The following is a 19,848-nucleotide window of genomic DNA, read 5'->3' as shown; positions in this document are numbered from 1 at the left end:
GATCATGGCGGAACTGGACGACGACAGGGAAGGAATCGAGCCGGAAACACTGGACGAGGACGCCGGCGACCCGGCCGCAGCCTTCGACGCGCTCCGGCGCACGATCGAGACGCAGGGCGCGCAGATCGGCGCGGAAATGACCGTGATGCGGCGCGGGCTGGAAGCGGCTTTCGACCAGCTCGACAAGATCGAGCCGCAGACCGATTACAAGCCCCAGCTCGCCCAGCTCGTGCAGGCGCTCGACACTGTTGCGGAGCGGCTGCACGGCGTTGAGCAATCCCCCATTCTCAAGCAGGGCGCGCAGCACTATGCGGCCGCGCTCGAGCGCAGCGGCGAGGCCCTGATACGCACCGCCGCGCAGCAGCTCGAGCGGCAGGCGTCCGACCTCGAGCGCGCCGGCCGGAACCTCGCCGCCCACACGAAAAGCGCCTACGACCGGAAAAGTCAGGATTTCCGCATGTGGACGGCTGGCGTTGTCGGGGTGTTCGTTGGGATATTCCTGACTTTGCTGTTGCCGCGCGTCCTGCCCTTCTCGGCCGACAGCCATGTTGCCAGCCTTGTCATGGGGCAGGATCGCGTCAGCGCTGGTCGCGCCATGATCGAGGCGGCCGACCCGAAGCGCTCGCAGGACATTGTGACGGCCGGGTGGGTCTATGAGACGAACCGCGCGGCGCTGGATAAGTGCATCGCAGATATGTTCCAAAGCAAGAAGGAGCAGCGTTGCCCCGTTGTCCTGCCCGTAGTCGAGAGCAATTCGCGCCGGTAGTGGTTTTGCAAGTGTCGGGATTTGCCCGAATTTTCCTGCTACGTGGTTTTGGCGCGCATCACGCCTATCGCGATGATCGAAGCCAGGACCGCATAGGCAGAGCAGCCAAGCGCCTGCCATGAAAGCGGAATGCCGGCGTCGATGAGAACGCCCATGACGATCGGGGATGCGCCGCTGGCTATGACGGCCCCGGCTTCAACCGCCGATCGGACCCTTGCAAGCTCGAAGGCTCCGAACAGATCGACCCAGAGGGCGGTTGCGAGCGTGGAACCAATAGCCATCGAGGCCGCCATAAGGACCATGTAAACAGGCGCGATCCACGGCACACTGATGAGGCCGATCAGGAGCATCGCGAGCGCCTGGGGCAACAGAAAAAGGGGCAGTAGCTTTTTCGGCCCCATCCTGTCGATTACGGGGCCGATCACAACAGAGGCGACCGCCTGGACTATGGCAAAGGCGGCGAAGCTCGCTGCCACAATCGAAATGTCCCATCCCTTTTGTTCGGCAAGCCGCGCCTGATGGAAGAAGAATCCCGTCACGATGAAGGGGCCGGCAAGGATCGCCGGGAGAGTGAGCAAAAGACGACGATCGCGCCATAGCGGCACGGTCGATGAACCTTCGGCCGGCTTGTCCTTGCGGCTGCGAATGGCTTTGTCACCCACGCGCGGCAGAAAGAGCAGGGCGATTGCCACACCGGCGATGACCAGGCCGGCGTTCATCATCCAGGCCGTTCGCCAGCCGAACAGTTCCATCATCGTGACGCCGGCAATCGGAAAAAGGCCCTGAGAGACAGAGAGGCCAAGCGCGATGATACCGAGCGCCTTGCCGGCATCCTGGGGAAAGGCCCGCGCCGTCGCGGTAAGCGCCGTGTGGGTCATCAGGCCCTGTCCGCCAAGGCGCAGAAAATAGAAAGCGACCGCCAGCATGATGAAATTGGCGCTGACGGCCACGAGAATGCAGGCTGCGGCGAGCAGAAGCGCCACGCCGGATGTGAATCGGCGGACGGTCGTGTAGTCGATCAAGCGCCCCGCCCAGGTGAGCGTCATGGCGCTGAGAATGGTTCCGGCCGCATAGGTGGCCCCGAGCCCTCCGTCGCTTAAAGCGTTTTGCATTTAATCTGAGGCATATCCGGCAGCTTTGAGGAAGTTCCAGCATTCGTCTGGATGGAACATGTCACAGATGTCACCAAGGGCTTCGAACAAGGCATCAAAGGTTCTGGCGCCGATGCGCCGCAAGTGGGCTTTGAGTTTGGAGAAAGCCATCTCGATAGGATTGAGATCGGGGCTGTAGGCGGGCAAAAACAGGAACCAGCAGCCTCGCTTGCGCATGGCTTCGGCGGCGCGCGGGCTTTTGTGTGTAGACAGGTTGTCGAGGATCACGACGGTTCCGGGATCGAGGGCCGGGGCAAGCTGCGTCTCGATGTACGTGTCGAAGGCCGCCCTGTTCATTGCGCCTTTGATCACCCAAGGTGCGATCAGGGCGTCTTGCGTCAGCCCGGCGATGAAGGTCTGTGTCCCCCACTTGCCGAAAGGTGCCGTGCCATAGAGCCGTTCCCCGACTGGGGCGCGCCCGCGCAGCCGCGTGAGATTGGTCTTGACCGCCGTTTCGTCGATGAAGACCAACCTGTGCGGCTCCTGTCGCATGCGGGGCTGACGATGCGTGATCCAGTCTCGGCGGGCCTGGCGCAGCGCGGGCCGATCACGTTCCGCCGCGATCAGTCCTTTTTTTATATGATAGCCCCGCCCGTTCGAGAGCGCGGTGTAGCGAAGAGAGTTGAGCATCTACGCCATATGTTTCCGACAGGGCAGCGGCGAGTTCCTTGAGCGTGATGTCCGGTTCGGCCCGCACGATCTCCAGCAGAAAATCCCGATGCGGTGCCAGCTTGCCGAACTGACCAGCCGGGCGACCTTGTGGTTTGGGGCGTGCAGCACCGTGGTCTCGATGCTCCGCCGCAAACCGAACCGCCGTCGCGGCGCTCACCCCGAAAAGCCGCCCTGCTGAACGGGCCGAGTTTCCCATAGCAACGTAAGCGCAGATCCGTTCCCGAAGGTCCAAAGAATAGGGGTTGCCCATGATCCACCTCCCAGAAGAAGTGAATCAGAAAATCGGCACCATGTGAATCTCCGTCCGATTCAGATCAAACGCAAAACGCTTTAGGGTGATACACGGCGTCAGCAATTGCCTCGACGAGCTTGCAATCTACTTTCGATCTTCTAAAACTCCGCCTTCTATGCTTCGCCATCGGGATAACGCTCTCGGTTCTACCGGCTCAGTTCTTCGGCATATGCGCACATCGCCTCAGCTACGACTTCCGGAGTCGTCATCCGCTCTCCAATGCCAATCAAAACGCGGTTCAGCTAGATGAAACTCCAAACTTCCTCGATGGCTTGGCGCAATTTTCCATCACTTGGCGGCGGGCTCCGGGGTCGCGAGCAGGGTTTGCCATGTCGCGAGGGCGCCGGATAAATGGCCGTCCATCTTTCGCACGGCCAAATCGGCTCGGCGGTTCTCGATCGCCTCGAGAATCTCGCAATGATCCTCATAGGCCTGCTTGCCTCTGGCATACTCCGAGAAATATATGATGCGGCGCTGCTTCGAAAATTCGTAAAAAAGCTTCACAGTTCGGAGAAGTATCTCGTTCTGCGTGGCAGCGGTGATGCCGAGATGGAATGCTTCATCCTCGACTTCTATCGATTTCTTTTCATCGATTGCCAGCTTTGTCTTGTGAAGTATCTCCTTCAGGTGGTCGATATCCTGATCCCTCCTGCGCTCGCAGGAAAGCCTGACGGCCTGCAATTCAAGGATGCTTCGCACTTCAAAGACGTCCGCCGTCTCATCCGGTTGAAACGGCAGGCCGGACGATGCGCGAAAGACGAGGGCCTCAATACTGCTCTCATCGGAATTTCTGAGATAAATCCCCGAATTGGGTCTCCGCTCGATCACGCGCATCGATTCCAGAGCGGCCAAAGCCTCGCGAACAGCCCCGCGACTGACATCAAACTTGTCGGCAAAGTCACGCTCCGAAGGAAGCCGTTCAGTCGGCTGATAGCGACGTTCCTCAATGAACGAGAGTATTCTCCCCACAACATTCGGAGAGCCGACAATTTTGGTTCTTTCAGTCATTCCGAGTATCTTCTTGGTCTTTTCCCATCCAGCCCGATCGGGCGCGCCCGGCCAATCTGCCGACGGCTCCTGAAGCAGCCCTAGAATGACAATCATCATCAGGCATGCCACAGCCTGCCAGGGTCAAGGCTTGTCCGTGGATATCGTGTCAACTGAATATTATAGTATCGCTAAAACCAGAATCGGTCCAGCAAATTGGTAGTTCTGAATCCGGGCCGACGTGCGGGTTGCCCGCATAAACGTGCCGGAATGGCACGCCCGCCGAACGGCGCCCCAGTAAAGGGCGCCGCCAGGCACCCAGCGGCACCGGCTCATCTCACCCGCAATAGACGATCTTGTCCTTCTCGAGCCGCGATATCTCATCGCCGCTGATATCGAGGATTGAGCTCAGGACATGCTTCGTGTGCTCCCCGAGCATCGGGGGGCTGGTCGAATACTCGATTTCCGTTTGCGAGAACTTGATCGGATTGGCCACGAGAGGCGCCGTCTTGCCGGTGGCATGGGGAAGGCTGATCTGCAATTTGCGATGGATGACCTGCGGATGCGCGAATGCCTGGTCGATGCGGTTGATCGGCGCGCATGGCACGCCGATCGGCTCGAGAAGGGAGATCCAGTACTCCGTCGTTTCCTGGGCGAGATGCCCGGTCAGGATCGCGATCAGGTCGTCGCGATTCAGTAGGCGGTCGGTATTCGTGGTGAAACGGGGATCCTCGCAGAGCCTTTCCAATCCGGACGCCATGCAGAATTTCCGGAACTGCTGGTCGTTTCCGACCGCGAGCACGAAGGACCCGTCGCTCGATCCGAACACCTGGTAAGGCACAATATTGGGATGGGCATTTCCATATCGCCGCGGCGGCGTGCCGGTGGTCAGGAAGTTCAGGTTCTGGTTGGCCAGTGCGGCGAGTTGGACATCCAGAAGCGCCATGTCGATATGCTGGCCCTCGCCCGTCCGCTCTCGATGCAATAGCGCCGATAGCACGCCGGCAGCGCTATACATTCCCGTAAGAAGATCGGAGATCGGGACGCCGACCTTCTGGGGACCGCCACCGGGCTTGTCGTCGCTCTCGCCCGTGATACTCATCAGCCCCGATATAGCCTGTATGGCCATGTCGTATCCGGCTACATTCTTCATCGGGCCGGTCTGGCCGTAGCCAGTGATGGAGCAATACACAATGTCCGGCTTAATGCGCTGGAGCGTTTCATAGTCCAGCCCGTAGCGCTTCATGTCGCCGACCTTGTAGTTCTCGATAAGAACGTCGGCCTTCTTTACCAAGGATCGGATGATATCCGCGCCAGCTTGGGTGGAGATGTCTATACAGATCGAATGCTTTCCGCGATTGGCGCTCAGGAAATAGGCGCTCTCGGTCGTTCCCTCAAGATGCGGCGGTCCCCAGTGACGGGTGTCGTCGCCGGTGAACGGACGTTCGATCTTCCACACCGTCGCTCCCAGATCGGCCAGGAGTTGCCCTAACCAAGGACCTGCGAGAATCCTCGATAGATCAAGAACTTGATATCCGGTTAAGGGTCCAGCCATTTCAACCACCGCGTTCGTAATTGACGTATTTCTCAGAAAAGACACAAGAGAATGCCTAACTGGAGATACCAAATTGGTCAATCCAATTATGCTTAGGTCAATCAAATCCATCAGGAGACATTGACGAAGCGACAGTACTGGTCTATCCAATTTGGTCAACAAGCGGTCGTCTGGAGGGACGGCACGCGAGGCTCTCATTGGGGCCTCATGTTAAGGGAGGTTACGCTGCATGGCGCGAATATCGCTCCAACATGTCTCCAAGTCCTTTGGCGGAGAGCAAGGGCCCTGGGCGGTCAAGGACTTCTGTCTGGAGATCGAAGATGGCGAACTCATTGTCTTTGTCGGTCCCTCGGGATGCGGTAAATCGACAACCCTACGGATGATCGCCGGTCTGGACGAGGCCACGTCGGGCGCAATCGTTATCGGTGGAAGGAATGTCACCGGGCTGCCTCCGAAGGACCGCAACGTCGCGATGGTCTTTCAGAACTATGCGCTGTACCCGCAGAAAACAGTCTACGACAACATGGCTTTCGGCCTGCATGTTCGCGGTGAAGACAAGCAGGAAATCGACCGGCGGGTAAGGGCGGCAGCGGCCAGTCTCGATCTCGAAGCGCTGCTCGATCGCAAGCCGCGTCAGCTCTCGGGCGGCCAGATGCAGCGTGTCGCCCTCGGGCGCGCGCTCGTGCGCGATCCCGACGTCTTCCTCCTGGATGAGCCTCTGTCCAACCTGGACGCAAAGCTACGCGTCAAGATGCGGGAAGAGATCGCGACACTCCATGCCCGGCTCCGAGCCACGATGATCTTCGTGACGCACGACCAGGTGGAGGCGATGACGCTTGGGGATCGCATCGTGATCATGCGTGACGGCGTGATCCAGCAGGCCGGCAAGCCGCTCGAGCTCTACGACACGCCCGCGAACACGTTCGTCGCCGGCTTCATCGGCTCGCCGGAAATGAACCTGATCGACGGACAACTGATCGATGAGGGCGGGCGGATGGCCGTGCGATCCGGCGACCTCACGATAAGCATACCGGAACGAACCTTCACCACGAACGAAGGAACCGTGACGCTCGGTATCCGGCCGGAGCATCTGGTCATTGCTGACGGTTCGCCGTTCGAGATGACTGTGAGCCTGGTCGAGCAGATCGGAGCCCAGACTTATCTCATGGGCATGATCGCCGGTCACAGAATGCGCGCCGTTTTCGACCGTCGGGACGGAATACGGTCCGGGGACAAGGTTCCGATCGCGTTCCCGAAGGAGCGATTGCACCTGTTCGCTTCAGCCAGCGGCGCTACGCTGCGAATGTCGGAAGCCGACGTGAAGGAATACTCGTGATCGCCGTTCACTGAGGGCGGGCAGCCGCGAGGCTCCGCCCCCTGACCAGGGACACACCGCATCCGGAGGGAGCGCCCGTCTGTTCCAGGATTCGAAGAAAGAAGAGGCATCGTCGAAAGCAGGAGGAAACAAAGGCGTTCACTCGATTCAGGCCGAAATACGTCTTGGAAGTTCGACGTCATTAATAGTCCTTAAACAGGGGAGGAGCAGATAATGGGCATATACATTCCAGGTGACAAGAAGGCTGGAACGGGTCTATTCGGCCTGACGCGGCGAAACTTTCTCGTGTCGTCGGCCGCGGTCATCGGCACCGGCCTGGCGGCGCCGGCGGTTCGCGCCCAATCCGGCGTCACGCTTCGTTTTCTCAACAACGAGACGTCTGCCGCAAGCCAAGCCGCGCTGAGAAACGCGTGCGATGAGTATGAAGCAAAGACCGGCGTCAAGATTATCATCGATTCCTCACCGATCAGCGGATCGATGGAAAAGGCGATGGCCGCGATCAATGGCGGCCAGCCCTACGACCTCATGACCGCCAGCTTCATCGCGACCGTCCTCGAATTTGTTCATGCGGGCGTGCTCGTGCCGCTCACAGACATGGTGAAGCGGTATGATTGGGGGCGCGGCGCAGCCTGGGACTACGAGGGCGAGAACTGGTACTATCCCTTCGATTACAATCTCGTCATGAACTACTACAGAAAGGATCTCTACGCCGAGAAGGGCCTGAAGATTCCGGAGACGTCGGATCAGTTCCTGGAGAACTGCCGGGCGTTGACGGTACTTGACGGCTCTAACGTCGATGTCGGCGGCTGCGTTGTGCCTCTGGCGAGCGACAGCGCGACGAACTGGGCCGCTTTCGGGAACATGTTTGCAGAAGGCGTGGAGCTTTTCGACGGTGACTGGAATGTGGTTCTGGATCAGGGCGAGAATGCTGACCGCGCCAAACGCTTCCTGGACCTGTACGCAGAATTGTACAAGACCATGCCGCCGGGCATGAACACGGTCAGCTTCGCCCAGTTGATGAGCCTTTTCGCAACGGGCAAGAGCGCGCACACGCTCTATTCCGGCCGCCTGGTCGAGGCGCTCGAGGCGACCAACCCGGAGCTTGCCGACAAATACGGCGTCTTCGCGTCCCCCGGCAGTTCCGGCGGGAAGGCGCTCTCCTACGCCTTTGACGGCTTCTGCGTCTTCAAGACACCGCAAAGCGAGGAGGCGCTGAAGTTCCTGCAGTGGTTCGTCGATGAGCATTATGTGGACTGGCTGCTCTCCGCCTGGATGAACAATCACCCGGCGCGCATGGATATCTATGAGAATGAGCGCTGGAAGAGCCATCCCATGATCCAGAAGCACTGGGAAACCATGATGACGATGAAGTCCTTCATCGAGAGCGACGACGTCGTGATCAAGGCGATCGACACCAGCGGTCCCTCGATCGACATCCGGCCTTGCACCGTCTTCAACGCCAATGTCATGCCGGAGATGCTCCAGCAGAAGGCTCTCGGCAACGCTCCTTCCGCCGACTGCATCGCGGCGGCGGCGCAGCGGATACGGTCCCTGATCTGAACGCAGGATCGGGGCGGCAACGCCCCGCTTCTTTCTTCAAAGGATATGACCCATGGCCCAGGACTGGCGAATCGTAACGTTGTTTATAGGCAGCATCTTGGTGCTGGGAGCCATCATCGGAGGGCCGCTCGTCTATGCGATCATGCTTTCCTTCTATTCGGCGAAATCGTTTGTCGGCGAACTCCAATGGGTGGGATTGGCAAATTACGCCAAGGCGATACAGGATCCGCTGTTCTGGCAGTCCTTCGCAAACGGCCTGATGATCGCGCTTTCCGCAATTTTCCTCCAGGTCGTTCTGGGCGTGGGTATCGCCTTGGTGCTGAACAGGAGGTTCTTCGGCCAATCCGTCGTCAGGGCGGTCTCCATACTTCCATACTTCCTGCCGACCGTCGTCGCCTGCCTGATCGCCCAATGGATACTCGATCCGAACTACGGATTGCTGAAGAGCCTCCTCGCCTCGTTCGGGATCGGGATCGCCGACTGGAGTTCGCAAGCCTTCACTGCCCGAGGGACGATCGTCCTCGTCAGCGTGTGGCTGTGGACGCCGTTCGTCGTCACCTGCGTCCTGGCTGGCCTGCAGACGATCCCCACTCAACTTTATGAAGCGGCGCGTGTCGATGGCGCCGGCCCGTGGCGGCAATTCTGGCACATCACACTACCCGGCCTGCGCTCGGTCCTTGTCGTGGTCATCCTGTTGCGGGGCATTTGGATGTTCAACAAGTTCGACCTGATCTGGCTGCTGACGAAGGGTGGACCGCTAAACCAGACCGAGACGTTGCCGACGCTCGCCTACCGGAAGTCGTTCCTGGAATTCAATCTCGGCGGGGGCGCCGCCGTGGCGACGATCTCGTTCCTCATTCTCGCAGGCGTCATGCTGATTTATCTGCGCCTGTTCCCGATCGATGACACGAAACAGGAGCGGTGAGCATGACAGGCAATGCGGAAAGATCGTCAACTGTCTCCGACACCCGATTTCCCGGGCAGGGTCCAATCCGGCATCAACCTTCACCACAGCGTCCGGAAGGCGCAGCGCGTGAAGGGCAAAGCCGGAAACTCTTCAAGAAGACGGCCGCGAAGATCGGATTGTACGCAGCCGTCATCGCGATATGCGTCTATTCGTTCTTCCCGATCTATTGGATGATGATCTCAAGCGTCAGGCCGATGGAGCGCCTGTTCCTGGACTCCTCGCTCGTGTTCTGGCCGCCGGATTTCGCCTCCTACACGTCGCTGTTCCAGCAGACGAACTACCTCGTCAATTTCATGAACAGCGTCCTGATGGCCGTCGGGACGATCGTCGTCTCGCTGGTCCTGTCGGCGTTCATCGCCTATGGCGCGACGCGGCTGCGCTTCCGCGGCAAGACCACGCTCGTCGCCTCGATGCTGTTCGCCTACATGTTCCCGCCGCTGATGCTGGCGATCCCGATGGCCGCGGCCTTCCGCTGGGCCGGTCTCACTGACAGCCTGTGGGGGCTTCTCATCGCGCATCTCGCGATCTCGCTGCCGCTCGCCGTGTGGCTGCTGTGGGGCTTCTTCAAGGCAATGCCGTTCGACCTGGAGGAAGCCGCCATGGTCGACGGCTGCTCGCAGTTCGAGGCTTTCGTGAAGGTGGTCCTGCCGCTCTCCGCGCCCGGGCTCATCACGGTCGGCATCTTCTCCTTCCTGCTGTCCTGGGCCGACTACGTCTTCGCGCTGATCCTGATCATGAGCGACCAGCAGAAGACGCTTCCGGTGGCGCTCGCCTCGCTGCTCGGCGTCCATGACCTGCGCTGGGGCGAGGTCTTGGCCGGCGCCTCGCTGATAGCGCTGCCTTTGTTCGTGATCTTCATCTTCTGCTACCGGTATTTCGTCGCCGGTCTGTCGGCGGGCGCGCTGAAGGGATAATCGCGTGTGAAATGGCGGCGGCGACCGTCGCCGACAGGAGAAGGTCCATGTCGCGTTACGACTATATCATCATCGGCGCAGGATCCGCCGGCTGCGTCCTGGCCGCCCGCCTGAGCGAAGACCCTGGCGTCAAGGTCTTGCTGGTCGAGGCGGGTGGAGGCAAGTCGCTGTTCGTCGACATGCCCGCCGGGATAAAGATCCTATACACGAGCAATCGCTATAATTGGAGATTCTGGACCGAGCCGCAGCAGCATCTCGACAATCGGCAGATATATATTCCGCGAGGCAAGGTCATCGGCGGGTCATCGTCGATCAACACGATGATCGCGATCCACTGCAATCCCAGGGACTACGATTCCTGGGCGTCCCAAGGCATGCCCGGCTGGAGCGCCGCCAACATGCTGCCCTATCTGCGCCGGGTCGAGGATGCGAGCCTGGTCGCCGACGCAGGCGACGGCACGCGCGGGCGCTCGGGCCCCATCAAGCTGTCCTACGGGCCGAGGCGCCCAACGGCGCAGGCCTTCGTCGACAGCCTCGTCGCCGCCGGCTTGCCCGAGAACCACGGCTTCAACGGCGCCTCGCAGATCGGCGCCGGCTTCTACGAGCTCACGATCGCCGGCGGTAAGCGGTCCGGCGCGTTCAAATATCTGGAGCGCGCCGAGGGTCGGCAGAACCTGACCGTGCTGGCGAACTGCCGTGTCCGCCGCATCAAGGTGGAAAAGGGCCGCGCCCGCGGCGTAGTCGTGGCGCAGGACGGCCGCGAGAGGGTGATCGACTGCGACCGGGAGGTTCTGCTGACTGCGGGCGCGATCTGCTCGCCGCAGCTCCTGATGCTGTCGGGCATCGGGCCTGCCGACCACATGAGGTCTCTCGGCATCGATCCGGTTCACGATCTTCCGGGCGTGGGCGAGAACCTCCAGGACCATCTCGACTGCGCGGTGCGCTTCGAGGCGTCGCAGCCGACGACGCTGACCCCCTATATGGGCCTGGTGAAAGGCGGCATGGCTGGCGCCCGCTATCTTCTCAAGGGGGACGGGCCGGCCGCCTCCCAGGCCGTGGAAGCCGGGGCGTTCTGGGGCCCCGACCGATCCTCGTCGCTGCCGGAGTGGCAGGCGCATTTCGCCAACGTCCTGCGCAATCCGCCTCCGGGCAAGCGCATCGATCACGGCTTCGCCGTCCGCGTCTGCCAGCTTCGGCCGCAGAGCCGCGGCACGGTGAGATTGCGCAGCGCCGACCCCGGCGTCGCCCCCGCCATCGACCCGCGCCTGGCCTCCGAGCGGGCGGACTTCGAGAGCCTGAGGGACGGCGTGCGCGACATGTGCGAGATGATCATGGCCGGGCCGCTCAGCAATTTCGTGAAGCGCCCGATCGATGCGGACGCCTTCGGCGACCGTGCCGCGCTGGAGGGGTTCGTGCGGGCGCGCTCCGAGACGGTGTATCATCCGGTCGGCACCTGCCGCATGGGCGCCGACGACGCCTCGGTCGTGGACCCGGGCATGCGGGTGCGCGGCCTCGTCGGCCTCCGCGTGGTCGACGGTTCCGTGATGCCGACGCTGATCAGCGGCAACACCAACCTGCCCATCATGGCCATGGCCGAGAAGATCGCCGACGAGATCGTCCAGGGCGAAGGCGCTTCGTCTTCATCGCCCGGGTGAGCTGAGCATCCCGGGCTGCAACCTTCTTCATCGCTGTCACGAACCCTGGCCCAAGGGCCCGGGAGTGCACCCCGTATCGCGCTGCTGCCCGTGATCTCCAGCCTCCCGCATGACCGTTCCCCGGGGGCCGCGATCCCTTCCGCCGGCCATTGACCGAGCAGTTTGGATATGCCAATCTGGTAGAACCAAATCGCGGTGCTTCCGAGACATACGCACCTGGATGGTTGGAAGCCCGAGGATCAAAGGAGGATGCGCCGTGGCGAAGGAAAAGAGCGGCTACTATGGAAAGCGCCGGAAATTCTGGACGTGGGGATATGAGGACGAGGACAATTCCCAGGACGAGATCCAGGTCATGCGCGAGCGCGTGGAGCAACGGCTCGGCATCAAGGATATCACCGTTCTTTCGGATCCGACCGTCGACGAGATCGAGCTTCACCCGTCGCGCATAAAGATCCCGAGGGCGCTTGAGGATTTCTGCACGTCCGAGAAATGGGACCGGATCGCCCATACCTACGGCAAGGGCTTCAAGGACATGGTCCTGATCTACCGGCGCGAGTTCGGCCGGGCGCCGGACGTCGTCGCCTACCCGCGCGACGAGGAGGACATCGCCGCCGTCTTCGACTGGTGCGGCGAGAACGGCTATGCCTGCATCCCCTTCGGCGGCGGATCGAGCGTCACCGGCGGCTTCTGGGCGCCCGAGCGCGACGCCTTTCCGGGCGTCGTCGTCATCGACCTGGGCAACCTCAACCAGATCCTCGAGATCGACCCCGTCTCGCGCTGCGCGCGGATACAGGCGGGCATTCTCGGGCCGGCGCTCGAGGAGCAGCTGAAGCCGCATGGCCTCACCCTGCGCCATATCCCGCAATCGTGGGAATTCTCGTCGCTGGGCGGCTGGATCGCGACGCGGTCGTCCGGCCATTATGCGACCCATCTCACGCATATCGACGACATGGTGGAGAGCCTGCGCGTGGTCTCGCCCGCCGGCACGCTGGAGAACCGCCGGCTGCCCGGCTCGGGCGCAGGCCCCAATCCGGACCGCCTGTTCATCGGCTCGGAAGGCACGATGGGCATCATCACCGAGGCCTGGATGCGTCTTCAGGGGCGCGTGAAATTCCGCGCGAATGCGTCGATTGCGTTCCGGACCTTCTACGAGGGCGCCAAGGCCGTCCGGCAGATCACCCAGGCGGGGTTGTTCCCGGCCAATTGCCGCTATCTGGACGAGCAGGACGCCAAGTTCTACGGCGCGGGAGACGGTTCCGAGTCGGTCCTGCTGCTGGGCTTCGAGTCCGCCGACCACCCGGTCGACGCATGGCTGGAGCGCGGCCTGGAAATCTGCCGCGATTTCGGAGGCACCGTGAAGCAGCGCGCCGGCACGTCCGACAACGCGCTGGAGACGAGCCGCAGCGGACCCCAGGGCAACTGGCGGCATCAGTTCCGCTATCTACCCCGGCTGATGCATACGCGCGCGGCGATGGGGATCGTCAGCTTCACCTTCGAGACCGCCTATACCTGGGACAAGTTCGAGGAGGTCGACACCGAGATCATGCGCCGTGTCCGCGAGGCCCAGCGGCAGCATCTCGGCGGCGGCATCGTTTGCCGCAGGTTCTCCTTCCTCTATCCCGACGGCCCGGCTCCCTACTACTCGATCATGGCGCCGTCGACGCATGACAACAGCCTCGAAGCCTATTCGATGCTGCACAGCGTGGCGTCGGATGCGCTGATCGAGCTCGGCGCGACCTGCACGCACCACCATGCCGTCGGCAAGTCGTTCCGTCCCTGGTACGACAAGGAAGTCGATCCGCTGTTCCGCCGCGTGCTGAGCGCCGCCAAGAACGAGCTCGATCCCAACTGGATCATGAATCCGGGGCTTCTCATCGACAAGCCGGCAGGGGCGAAGATCGTCGGATAGGAATAGTCGACAATGATTGATCTCTACTTCTGGCCCACGCCCAACGGCTACAAGGCCGCGATCATGCTCGCCGAGCTGGATCTGCCGTATCGCGTCATTCCAGTCGACATAACCGCGGGAGAACAGTTCAGGCCGGAGTTCCTGAAGATCAATCCCAACAACAAGGTGCCGGCCATCGTGGATCACGATGGCCCGCACAGCAGGCCTTATGCGGTTTTTGAATCCGCCGCCATCCTGATCTATCTTGCCGAAAAGACAGGTAAGTTCCTCCCTCAGGATTCCGAGGGTCGCTACGAGGCGCTGAAATGGCTCATCTTCCAGAACGCGACGATGGGCCCGATGCTGGGGCAGGCGCATCATTTCATGGTCTATGCGAGCGAGAAGATCGACTACGCGATCGAGCGTTATGACCGGGAAGTCGGCCGGATATACGACATTCTCGAACAGCGCCTGGGCCGGCATGAATATCTCGCCGGCGAATACTCTATTGCCGACATAAGCACGTTTCCCTGGGTCCGCACCCGGAAACTGCATCGCCGCGACTTGTCGGACTACCCGAACATCGATCGATGGTACCAGGCGATCAAGGACCGTCCGGGCGTTCGAGCGGGTATAGATACGCTGGCCGACAGCAAGAAATGGGAAGCGAAGGCGGGCACCGAGGCATGGAAAAACATGTTTGGGAAAAATGGGAAACCGTAGCGATCGCGCTAGAATCCCTTTTTTGGATCGGGTGCGGGGTGAGATGAATTATTCATCTGGCCTGCCTTGTCGTATTCAACGGCCGGAATTGGGCCGGAATTGATCTTCTTCGTCGGGCGTTTGCCGGACCTCGCTCCCTCATCGAGGGCAATACCAACTGCGTGTTGGGGCTCGTACAGCGCGCCTATGTCATGGTCAAATGAAGCGGATGGGAAATTACAATGCTGCACAGAAATCTCATTGGCGGTGATTGGGTGTCCGGCGAGGCGTCGGTGAATATCAACCCGTCCAACACCGACCAGGTCGTCGGTGAGTATGCCCGCGCCAGCGCCGAGGATACAAAAGCCGCCATCGCCGCCGCCAGGACTGCCCTGCCCGAATGGTCTCGCTCGCCGATCCTCGAGCGCCATGTGATCTTGCGCAAGACCGCGGACGAGATACTCGCCCGTAAGGAAGATCTCGGTCGTTTGCTCGCACGTGAGGAGGGAAAGACCCTGCCCGAAGCAATCGGAGAGGTGACCCGCGCCGGCCAGATCTTCGACTTCTTCGCCGGCGAGGTACTTCGTCTTTCCGGCGAGGTGCTACCTTCGGTGCGGCCGAATATCGGCGTCGAGATTACCCGCGAGCCGGTGGGCGTTGTCGGCATCATCACACCCTGGAACTTCCCCATTGCCATTCCCGCCTGGAAGATGGCCCCGGCGCTCGCCTACGGCAATACCGTCGTGCTGAAACCCGCCGACCTCGTACCGGGCTCCGCATGGGCACTCGTAGACATCCTCCACCGCGCAGGCGCGCCGGCCGGTGTCGTTAACCTCGTCATGGGCCGCGGCAGCGTCGCCGGCCAGACGCTGCTCGACAGCCCGGACGTTAACGCGTTGACCTTCACAGGCTCGGCCGGCACCGGCAGGCGCGTGGCGGCGTCGTCTATCGAGCACAACAGGAAATTCCAGCTCGAAATGGGCGGCAAGAACCCCTTCGTCGTTCTGGACGACGCCGATCTGTCCGTCGCCGTGGAGGCCGTCGCCAATTCCTCCTTCTTCTCGACCGGTCAACGCTGCACCGCTTCGTCGCGCCTGATCGTGACGGAAGGCATCCACGAGCGCTTCGTTGCGGCCTTGACAGAAAAGCTCAAGAGCCTCGTTGTGGATGACGCATTGAAGGCCGGTATACATATCGGACCCGTCGTCGATGAAAGCCAGTTGAAGCAGGACTTGGACTATATCGGGATCGGCCGCAGCGAGGGAGCAAGGCTCGCCTTCGGCGGCGAACGGCTCGAGCGGGAAACGCCGGGCTTTTATTTGGCTCCCGCACTCTTCACTGAGGCGACCAACGACATGCGCATTGCCCGCGAGGAGATCTTCGGCCCCATCGCCGCCGTCATCCGCGTCAGGGACTATGACGAGGCGCTGGCCGTCGCCAACGACACCAGCTTCGGCCTTTCCTCCGGCATCGCCACGACGAGCCTGAAGCACGCGATCCATTTCAAGCGTAATTCGGAAGCTGGCATGGTCATGGTGAACCTGCCGACGGCTGGCGTCGATTTCCATGCCCCCTTCGGCGGCCGCAAGGGTTCCTCCTACGGCCCACGCGAACAGGGCCGCTATGCTGCCGAATTCTACACGACCGTCAAGACCGCCTATACTCTCGCCTGAGGGCGAGCGCCGGAAGCCTACACTCACCTCCCTAGCGGATTGTTGTCGCCACGCCTAAATTAACATGCAGAGATTATTCTATGTTACTGATTAAACGACTGGGTATCGATGACGCACGCGTGCTGATCGCAGGAGCCCGTGCAAAGGCCGAAGAGATAGGCGTGCCCATGTGCATTGCAATCGCTGATGAATCCGGTCAACTCATCGCCTTCGAACGAATGGATGGCGGGAAAGTCACAAGCACGACAATCGCTCAGGACAAAGCATTTACTGCTGCAGGGGCAAAGCGCACGACGGAGAGCTATGGAGCGGCAAGCCAGCCGGGGCAGCCTGCTTATGGAATCAACTCTGCAATTGGTGGCCGGTTATCAGTCGTCGCTGGAGGGATACCGATCCTTGTTGACAACCAGGTTGTCGGCGCGATCGGCATCAGCTCGGGAACGCCGGCGCAGGACTCGTTGTGCGCTCAAGCTGGTATCGACAAATTTACCGATACTCTATAGCTTGGGTCACGTCCGTCAAGGTGGTGTAAATTCCGGGATGGCCTGAGGTCATGATCAGGCGGCCTTTGTGGTGATGCTGAGGATGGGGTCGATCTCTTCCTTGTCGATCTGGGCGAAGGCTTCGACCATCATATAGCGGCTGGATGTCTGCCATTCGTCGTTTTGCTCGAAGAGCACGGCGCCGATCAGGCGCATGATGGACGCCTCGTTTGGGAAGATGCCGACGACATCGGCGCGGCGTTTCACCTCCTTGTTCAGCCGCTCGATGGGATTCGTGCTGTGCAGCTTGGTGCGGTGCTGGCGCGGGAAGGACATGTAGGCGAGCACATCGTGTTCGCTGGCGTCCATGAGGTCGGCCAGCTTCGGCCAGCGAGGACGCAGTTGCTCGGCCACCTTGCGCCAGGTCTCGCTGGCATGCGCGCGATCGGGCTGATCGAAGGCCTGACGGATCGCGGCGGCGACAACCGTGTGCTGGCCGCGTGAGACATGGGCCAGAGCATTGCGCATCCAGTGAACGCGACAGCGCTGCCAGGTTGCCTCGAAGACCCGGGCGATGGCGGCCTTGAGGCCGGTATGTGCATCGCTGACCACCAGCCGGACCCCGCCGAGGCCCCGGGCGCGCAGGGACCGCAGGAACTCGGTCCAGAAAGTCTCGGCCTCCGAGGGGCCGATGCCCAGGCCGATGATTTCCCTGCGACCTTCGGTGTTGGCAGCCACCGCGATTATCGCCGCCACCGGCACGATCCGGCCGCCCTGTCGCACCTTCAGATAGGTCGCATCCAGCCAGACATAGGGCCATTCCCCGGTCAGCGGGCGGTTCAGAAATTCGCCAACGCGCTCGTCGATATCCTTGCACAGCTTGGAAACGGTGCTCTTCGATATACCGCTCAGCCCCATGGCCTGGACCAGCTCATCGACGCGGCGGGTCGAGACGCCGCTGATCCAGGCTTCCTGGATCACCGCTACCAGCGCCTGTTCCGAGGTCTTGCGGGCTTCGAGAAAGCCGGGGAAATAGCTGCCCTGCCGAAGCTTCGGCACGCGCAGGTTCAACGTGCCCAGACGGGTATCAAGGGCACGCTCGCGATAGCCGTTGCGCCAGGTCGTTCGCTCGCCGCTGCGCTCGTGCCGACCGGCGCCGATCAGGCCGTCGACATCGCTTTCCATGATCAGCTGCAGCACAGCCTCGGCAATACCGCGCAGAAAATCGCCCTGATCATGCTTTGCCAGAAGCTCGGACAGGTCCATGGTGGGTTTGGTCATCGGGGTCTCCGTAAGATCCGTGGTTGAAGCGTCGAAACTCCACCTCGATCATACACCTCGATGGCCACCCCGGATTACACCGGCAGCGCCGATGATTTTACACCACGTCCTCGGACGCTACCATAGCTTGAGCGTGCACCATTGAAAGTTGTTCTGCTTCTCGAGTAACAAAGATGGTAGGTGTGGCAAAATTAAATTACATATTCGGGCCGGTCGGTATTTAAGCCGCAGGGCCAGACTTAGTTACCGTATACTATGCGTACCGCTCAAGCGTGTAGAGCGTCAACCTCCTTGGCCGCTACCGACAACCAAATTGGCCGGTTTTGACCGCTGCGTTCTTCGTTGATGTTACTGTGCGGTTTTCTCCTCGAGCTTGTCGCTGATGTTGTCGCTGGAGGCTGTCGGCGGAGCGACAGCCTCGGGTGATTGTCGGGAGGCTGCAGCTCGCCGGCGGTAGCTGTCCCCATTCATTTCCAGGATGGTCGCGTGGTGGACCAGTCTGTCGATCGCGGCAACGGTGACAGCCTGATCAGGAAAGACGCTGCCCCAGGCACTGAAGGGCTGATTGGCGGCGATCGCGAGGCTCTTGGTCTCGTAGCGCCGGGCGATGAGTTCGAAGAGCACGGAGCTCTCGGCCTGATCCTTCTGCGCGTAGGTGATGTCGTCGAGAATGATCAGGTCGAACTTGTCGAGCTTTGCCAGAGCAGCCTCGAGGGCGAGGTCGCGTCGGGCGGCCTGGAGCCGCTGCACCATATCAGTGGTGCGGGTGTAGAGGACCCGCCGCCCGGCTTCGACCAAGGCATGTCCAATGGCGCAGAGGACATGGGTCTTCCCGGCGCCGGAATTGCCGATGGCGATCAGGTTGGCGCCGGTCTCGACCCAGTCCCCGGCGGCGAGGGCCTCGATGCGGGCCCTTGGGACGCCTGCCAAGGCCTTGAAGTCGAAGGTTGCGAGGGTCTTTCCCCCGGGTAGCCCGGACTCGCGCAGGTGGCGCTGGATGCGCCGTGCGTCGCGGTCGGCGAGCTCGATTTCGGCCAAGGCAGCAAGAAAGCGGGACGCGGGCCAACCCTCGGCATCGGCGCGCCCGGCCAGTGCGGGCCAGTGCCGCTGGATGCTGGGGAGGCGCAGCGCAGTGAGCATGGCGGGCAGCGCATGCACGTCGACGGGGCGCGGCACGGGCGCGGTCATGCCCGCCCCTCCAGCAGGTCGTCGAAGCTGGAGAGGTCGGTCAGGGTGACAGGTGTGTCTCCCGGCAGTTCGCGCCGCCGCGGTACCAGCTTCGGCTTCAGGGCCCGGGCCTCGGGCAAGAGGCCCTCGTCAAGGACGCCGGCAATCAGCCCCGCGAGTTCGGCCTCGCAGGCTTCGTCATGGGCAAGCCAAAGCAGGTCGACCATCCGGCGACAGGCGTCCCTGCGGGGCAAGGCGGTGGAAAGCGCAGCCCAGGCGGCCTCGTACTCGCTGCGGGGAAACAGGCCATCGCGATAGACCGACCCTGCTAAGGCCTGCGGCTTGCGGCGCAGGGCGTGGATGACATGGCGGTAGTTCACGCAATGGACGCGTACGCCGTCCCGACGCCCGCGCTGCCTGGGGTGGGTGACGACCCGGGTAGCGCCGAGGAATGCCTCGATCCGATCGTCGTAGACATGAACCCGCAGCCGCTTGCCGATGAGCTGGGAGGGCGCAGAATAGAAGACGGCATGCACCAGGAAGCCGCCGGTCTTCGTGACGCGGGAGACAACCTCGGTGAAGTCGGTGGTGCGCCGGATGGGCAGCGGTCGCAGCGCGGCCATCTCAGTGCGCACAGCGGCTTCGCGCCGCCGGTTGCGGCGGGCGACCAGTTCGTCAACGAAGCGCTTCCAGTCGTCGAGCTCGGCGAAGTCGCGGGAGCCGCGCAGGATCAGCGCCTGGTCGAGAGCGACCTTGAGATGGTTGTTCTGAGCCTCGACGGCGCCGTTCTCGTGGGCCTC

At 61.7% G+C, this 19,848-nt stretch carries 17 protein-coding genes; 10 read left to right on the top strand and 7 right to left on the bottom strand.

Annotated features, from left to right (window positions below):
• Positions 1 to 4: 4 nt before the first annotated feature.
• A complete protein-coding gene (locus tag ABDF71_RS25615; protein WP_500061985.1) occupies positions 5 to 766 on the top strand; it encodes a DUF6118 family protein in 762 nt (253 codons plus the stop codon).
• A gap of 38 nt (positions 767 to 804) precedes the next feature.
• Here ABDF71_RS25615 and ABDF71_RS25610 read toward each other — a convergent pair whose 3' ends face one another.
• From ABDF71_RS25610 to ABDF71_RS25595, 4 genes are all read right to left on the bottom strand, one after another.
• On the bottom strand, positions 805 to 1,878 hold the full coding sequence (locus ABDF71_RS25610; protein WP_500061984.1) for an MFS transporter: 1,074 nt from the start codon (positions 1,876 to 1,878) through the stop codon (positions 805 to 807).
• A protein-coding gene (locus ABDF71_RS25605) for an IS630 family transposase (protein WP_197056037.1) occupies positions 1,879 to 2,839 on the bottom strand; the annotation gives its coding sequence in 2 pieces (ribosomal slippage) (positions 1,879 to 2,493 and positions 2,495 to 2,839; 960 coding nt in all). It abuts the gene before it with no gap.
• Between the two features lie 330 nt (positions 2,840 to 3,169).
• Positions 3,170 to 3,988, bottom strand: a complete 819-nt coding sequence (locus ABDF71_RS25600) for a FadR/GntR family transcriptional regulator (RefSeq protein ID WP_197056024.1) — start codon at positions 3,986 to 3,988, stop codon at positions 3,170 to 3,172.
• A 217-nt stretch (positions 3,989 to 4,205) separates the two neighbouring features.
• Complete coding sequence (locus ABDF71_RS25595; protein WP_036743992.1) at positions 4,206 to 5,423, bottom strand: CaiB/BaiF CoA transferase family protein; 1,218 nt, start codon at positions 5,421 to 5,423, stop codon at positions 4,206 to 4,208.
• Positions 5,424 to 5,652: 229 nt separating this feature from the next.
• Between ABDF71_RS25595 and ABDF71_RS25590 the strand changes: the two genes are divergently transcribed.
• The 9 genes from ABDF71_RS25590 (at position 5,653) to ABDF71_RS25550 (ending at position 16,621) form a co-directional block, all read left to right on the top strand.
• Positions 5,653 to 6,759 carry an ABC transporter ATP-binding protein gene (locus ABDF71_RS25590; RefSeq protein WP_052081767.1) on the top strand — a complete coding sequence of 369 codons (1,107 nt, stop codon included), beginning with the start codon at positions 5,653 to 5,655 and terminating at the stop codon, positions 6,757 to 6,759.
• Positions 6,760 to 6,972: 213 nt separating this feature from the next.
• Positions 6,973 to 8,319: an ABC transporter substrate-binding protein gene (locus tag ABDF71_RS25585; protein ID WP_052081768.1), complete on the top strand. Its 1,347-nt coding sequence runs from the start codon at positions 6,973 to 6,975 to the stop codon at positions 8,317 to 8,319.
• 52 nt (positions 8,320 to 8,371) lie between these two features.
• Entirely contained in the window at positions 8,372 to 9,244 is an 873-nt protein-coding gene (locus tag ABDF71_RS25580; protein WP_036743994.1) for a carbohydrate ABC transporter permease, read from the top strand.
• A 2-nt stretch (positions 9,245 to 9,246) separates the two neighbouring features.
• Entirely contained in the window at positions 9,247 to 10,200 is a 954-nt protein-coding gene (locus tag ABDF71_RS25575) for a carbohydrate ABC transporter permease (protein WP_500061983.1), read from the top strand.
• 47 nt (positions 10,201 to 10,247) lie between these two features.
• Positions 10,248 to 11,855: a GMC family oxidoreductase gene (locus ABDF71_RS25570; protein ID WP_036743995.1), complete on the top strand. Its 1,608-nt coding sequence runs from the start codon at positions 10,248 to 10,250 to the stop codon at positions 11,853 to 11,855.
• Positions 11,856 to 12,111: 256 nt separating this feature from the next.
• Positions 12,112 to 13,764, top strand: coding sequence for an FAD-binding oxidoreductase (locus ABDF71_RS25565; RefSeq protein WP_036743996.1), 1,653 nt, complete (start codon positions 12,112 to 12,114; stop codon positions 13,762 to 13,764).
• A gap of 12 nt (positions 13,765 to 13,776) precedes the next feature.
• A complete protein-coding gene (locus ABDF71_RS25560) occupies positions 13,777 to 14,466 on the top strand; it encodes a glutathione S-transferase family protein (protein WP_036743997.1) in 690 nt (229 codons plus the stop codon).
• A 221-nt stretch (positions 14,467 to 14,687) separates the two neighbouring features.
• The gene (locus tag ABDF71_RS25555) at positions 14,688 to 16,118 is read left to right on the top strand and encodes an aldehyde dehydrogenase family protein (protein WP_036743999.1); all 1,431 of its coding nucleotides are present in this window, start codon (positions 14,688 to 14,690) and stop codon (positions 16,116 to 16,118) included.
• Between the two features lie 80 nt (positions 16,119 to 16,198).
• Positions 16,199 to 16,621, top strand: a complete 423-nt coding sequence (locus ABDF71_RS25550; protein WP_036744000.1) for a GlcG/HbpS family heme-binding protein — start codon at positions 16,199 to 16,201, stop codon at positions 16,619 to 16,621.
• Positions 16,622 to 16,675: 54 nt separating this feature from the next.
• Here the strand turns inward: ABDF71_RS25550 and ABDF71_RS25545 are convergent, their stop codons facing one another.
• The 3 genes from ABDF71_RS25545 to ABDF71_RS25535 all read right to left on the bottom strand — a co-directional run.
• Positions 16,676 to 17,881 carry an IS256 family transposase gene (locus ABDF71_RS25545; protein ID WP_036744002.1) on the bottom strand — a complete coding sequence of 402 codons (1,206 nt, stop codon included), beginning with the start codon at positions 17,879 to 17,881 and terminating at the stop codon, positions 16,676 to 16,678.
• Between the two features lie 348 nt (positions 17,882 to 18,229).
• Positions 18,230 to 19,069: an IS21-like element helper ATPase IstB gene (gene istB, locus ABDF71_RS25540; protein ID WP_052081803.1), complete on the bottom strand. Its 840-nt coding sequence runs from the start codon at positions 19,067 to 19,069 to the stop codon at positions 18,230 to 18,232.
• The coding region (locus ABDF71_RS25535) for a Mu transposase domain-containing protein (RefSeq protein ID WP_500061982.1) at positions 19,066 to 19,848 on the bottom strand (783 nt) is incomplete at its 5' end. The genes ABDF71_RS25535 and istB, both read right to left, overlap by 4 nt.

This window comes from Ochrobactrum sp. WV_118_8, assembly GCF_039631535.1.
Taxonomy (GTDB): Bacteria; Pseudomonadota; Alphaproteobacteria; order Rhizobiales; family Rhizobiaceae; genus Brucella; species Brucella anthropi.
The sequence above is the reverse complement of the archived record's forward strand: the minus strand, read 5'-3'. Positions and strand labels throughout refer to the sequence as shown.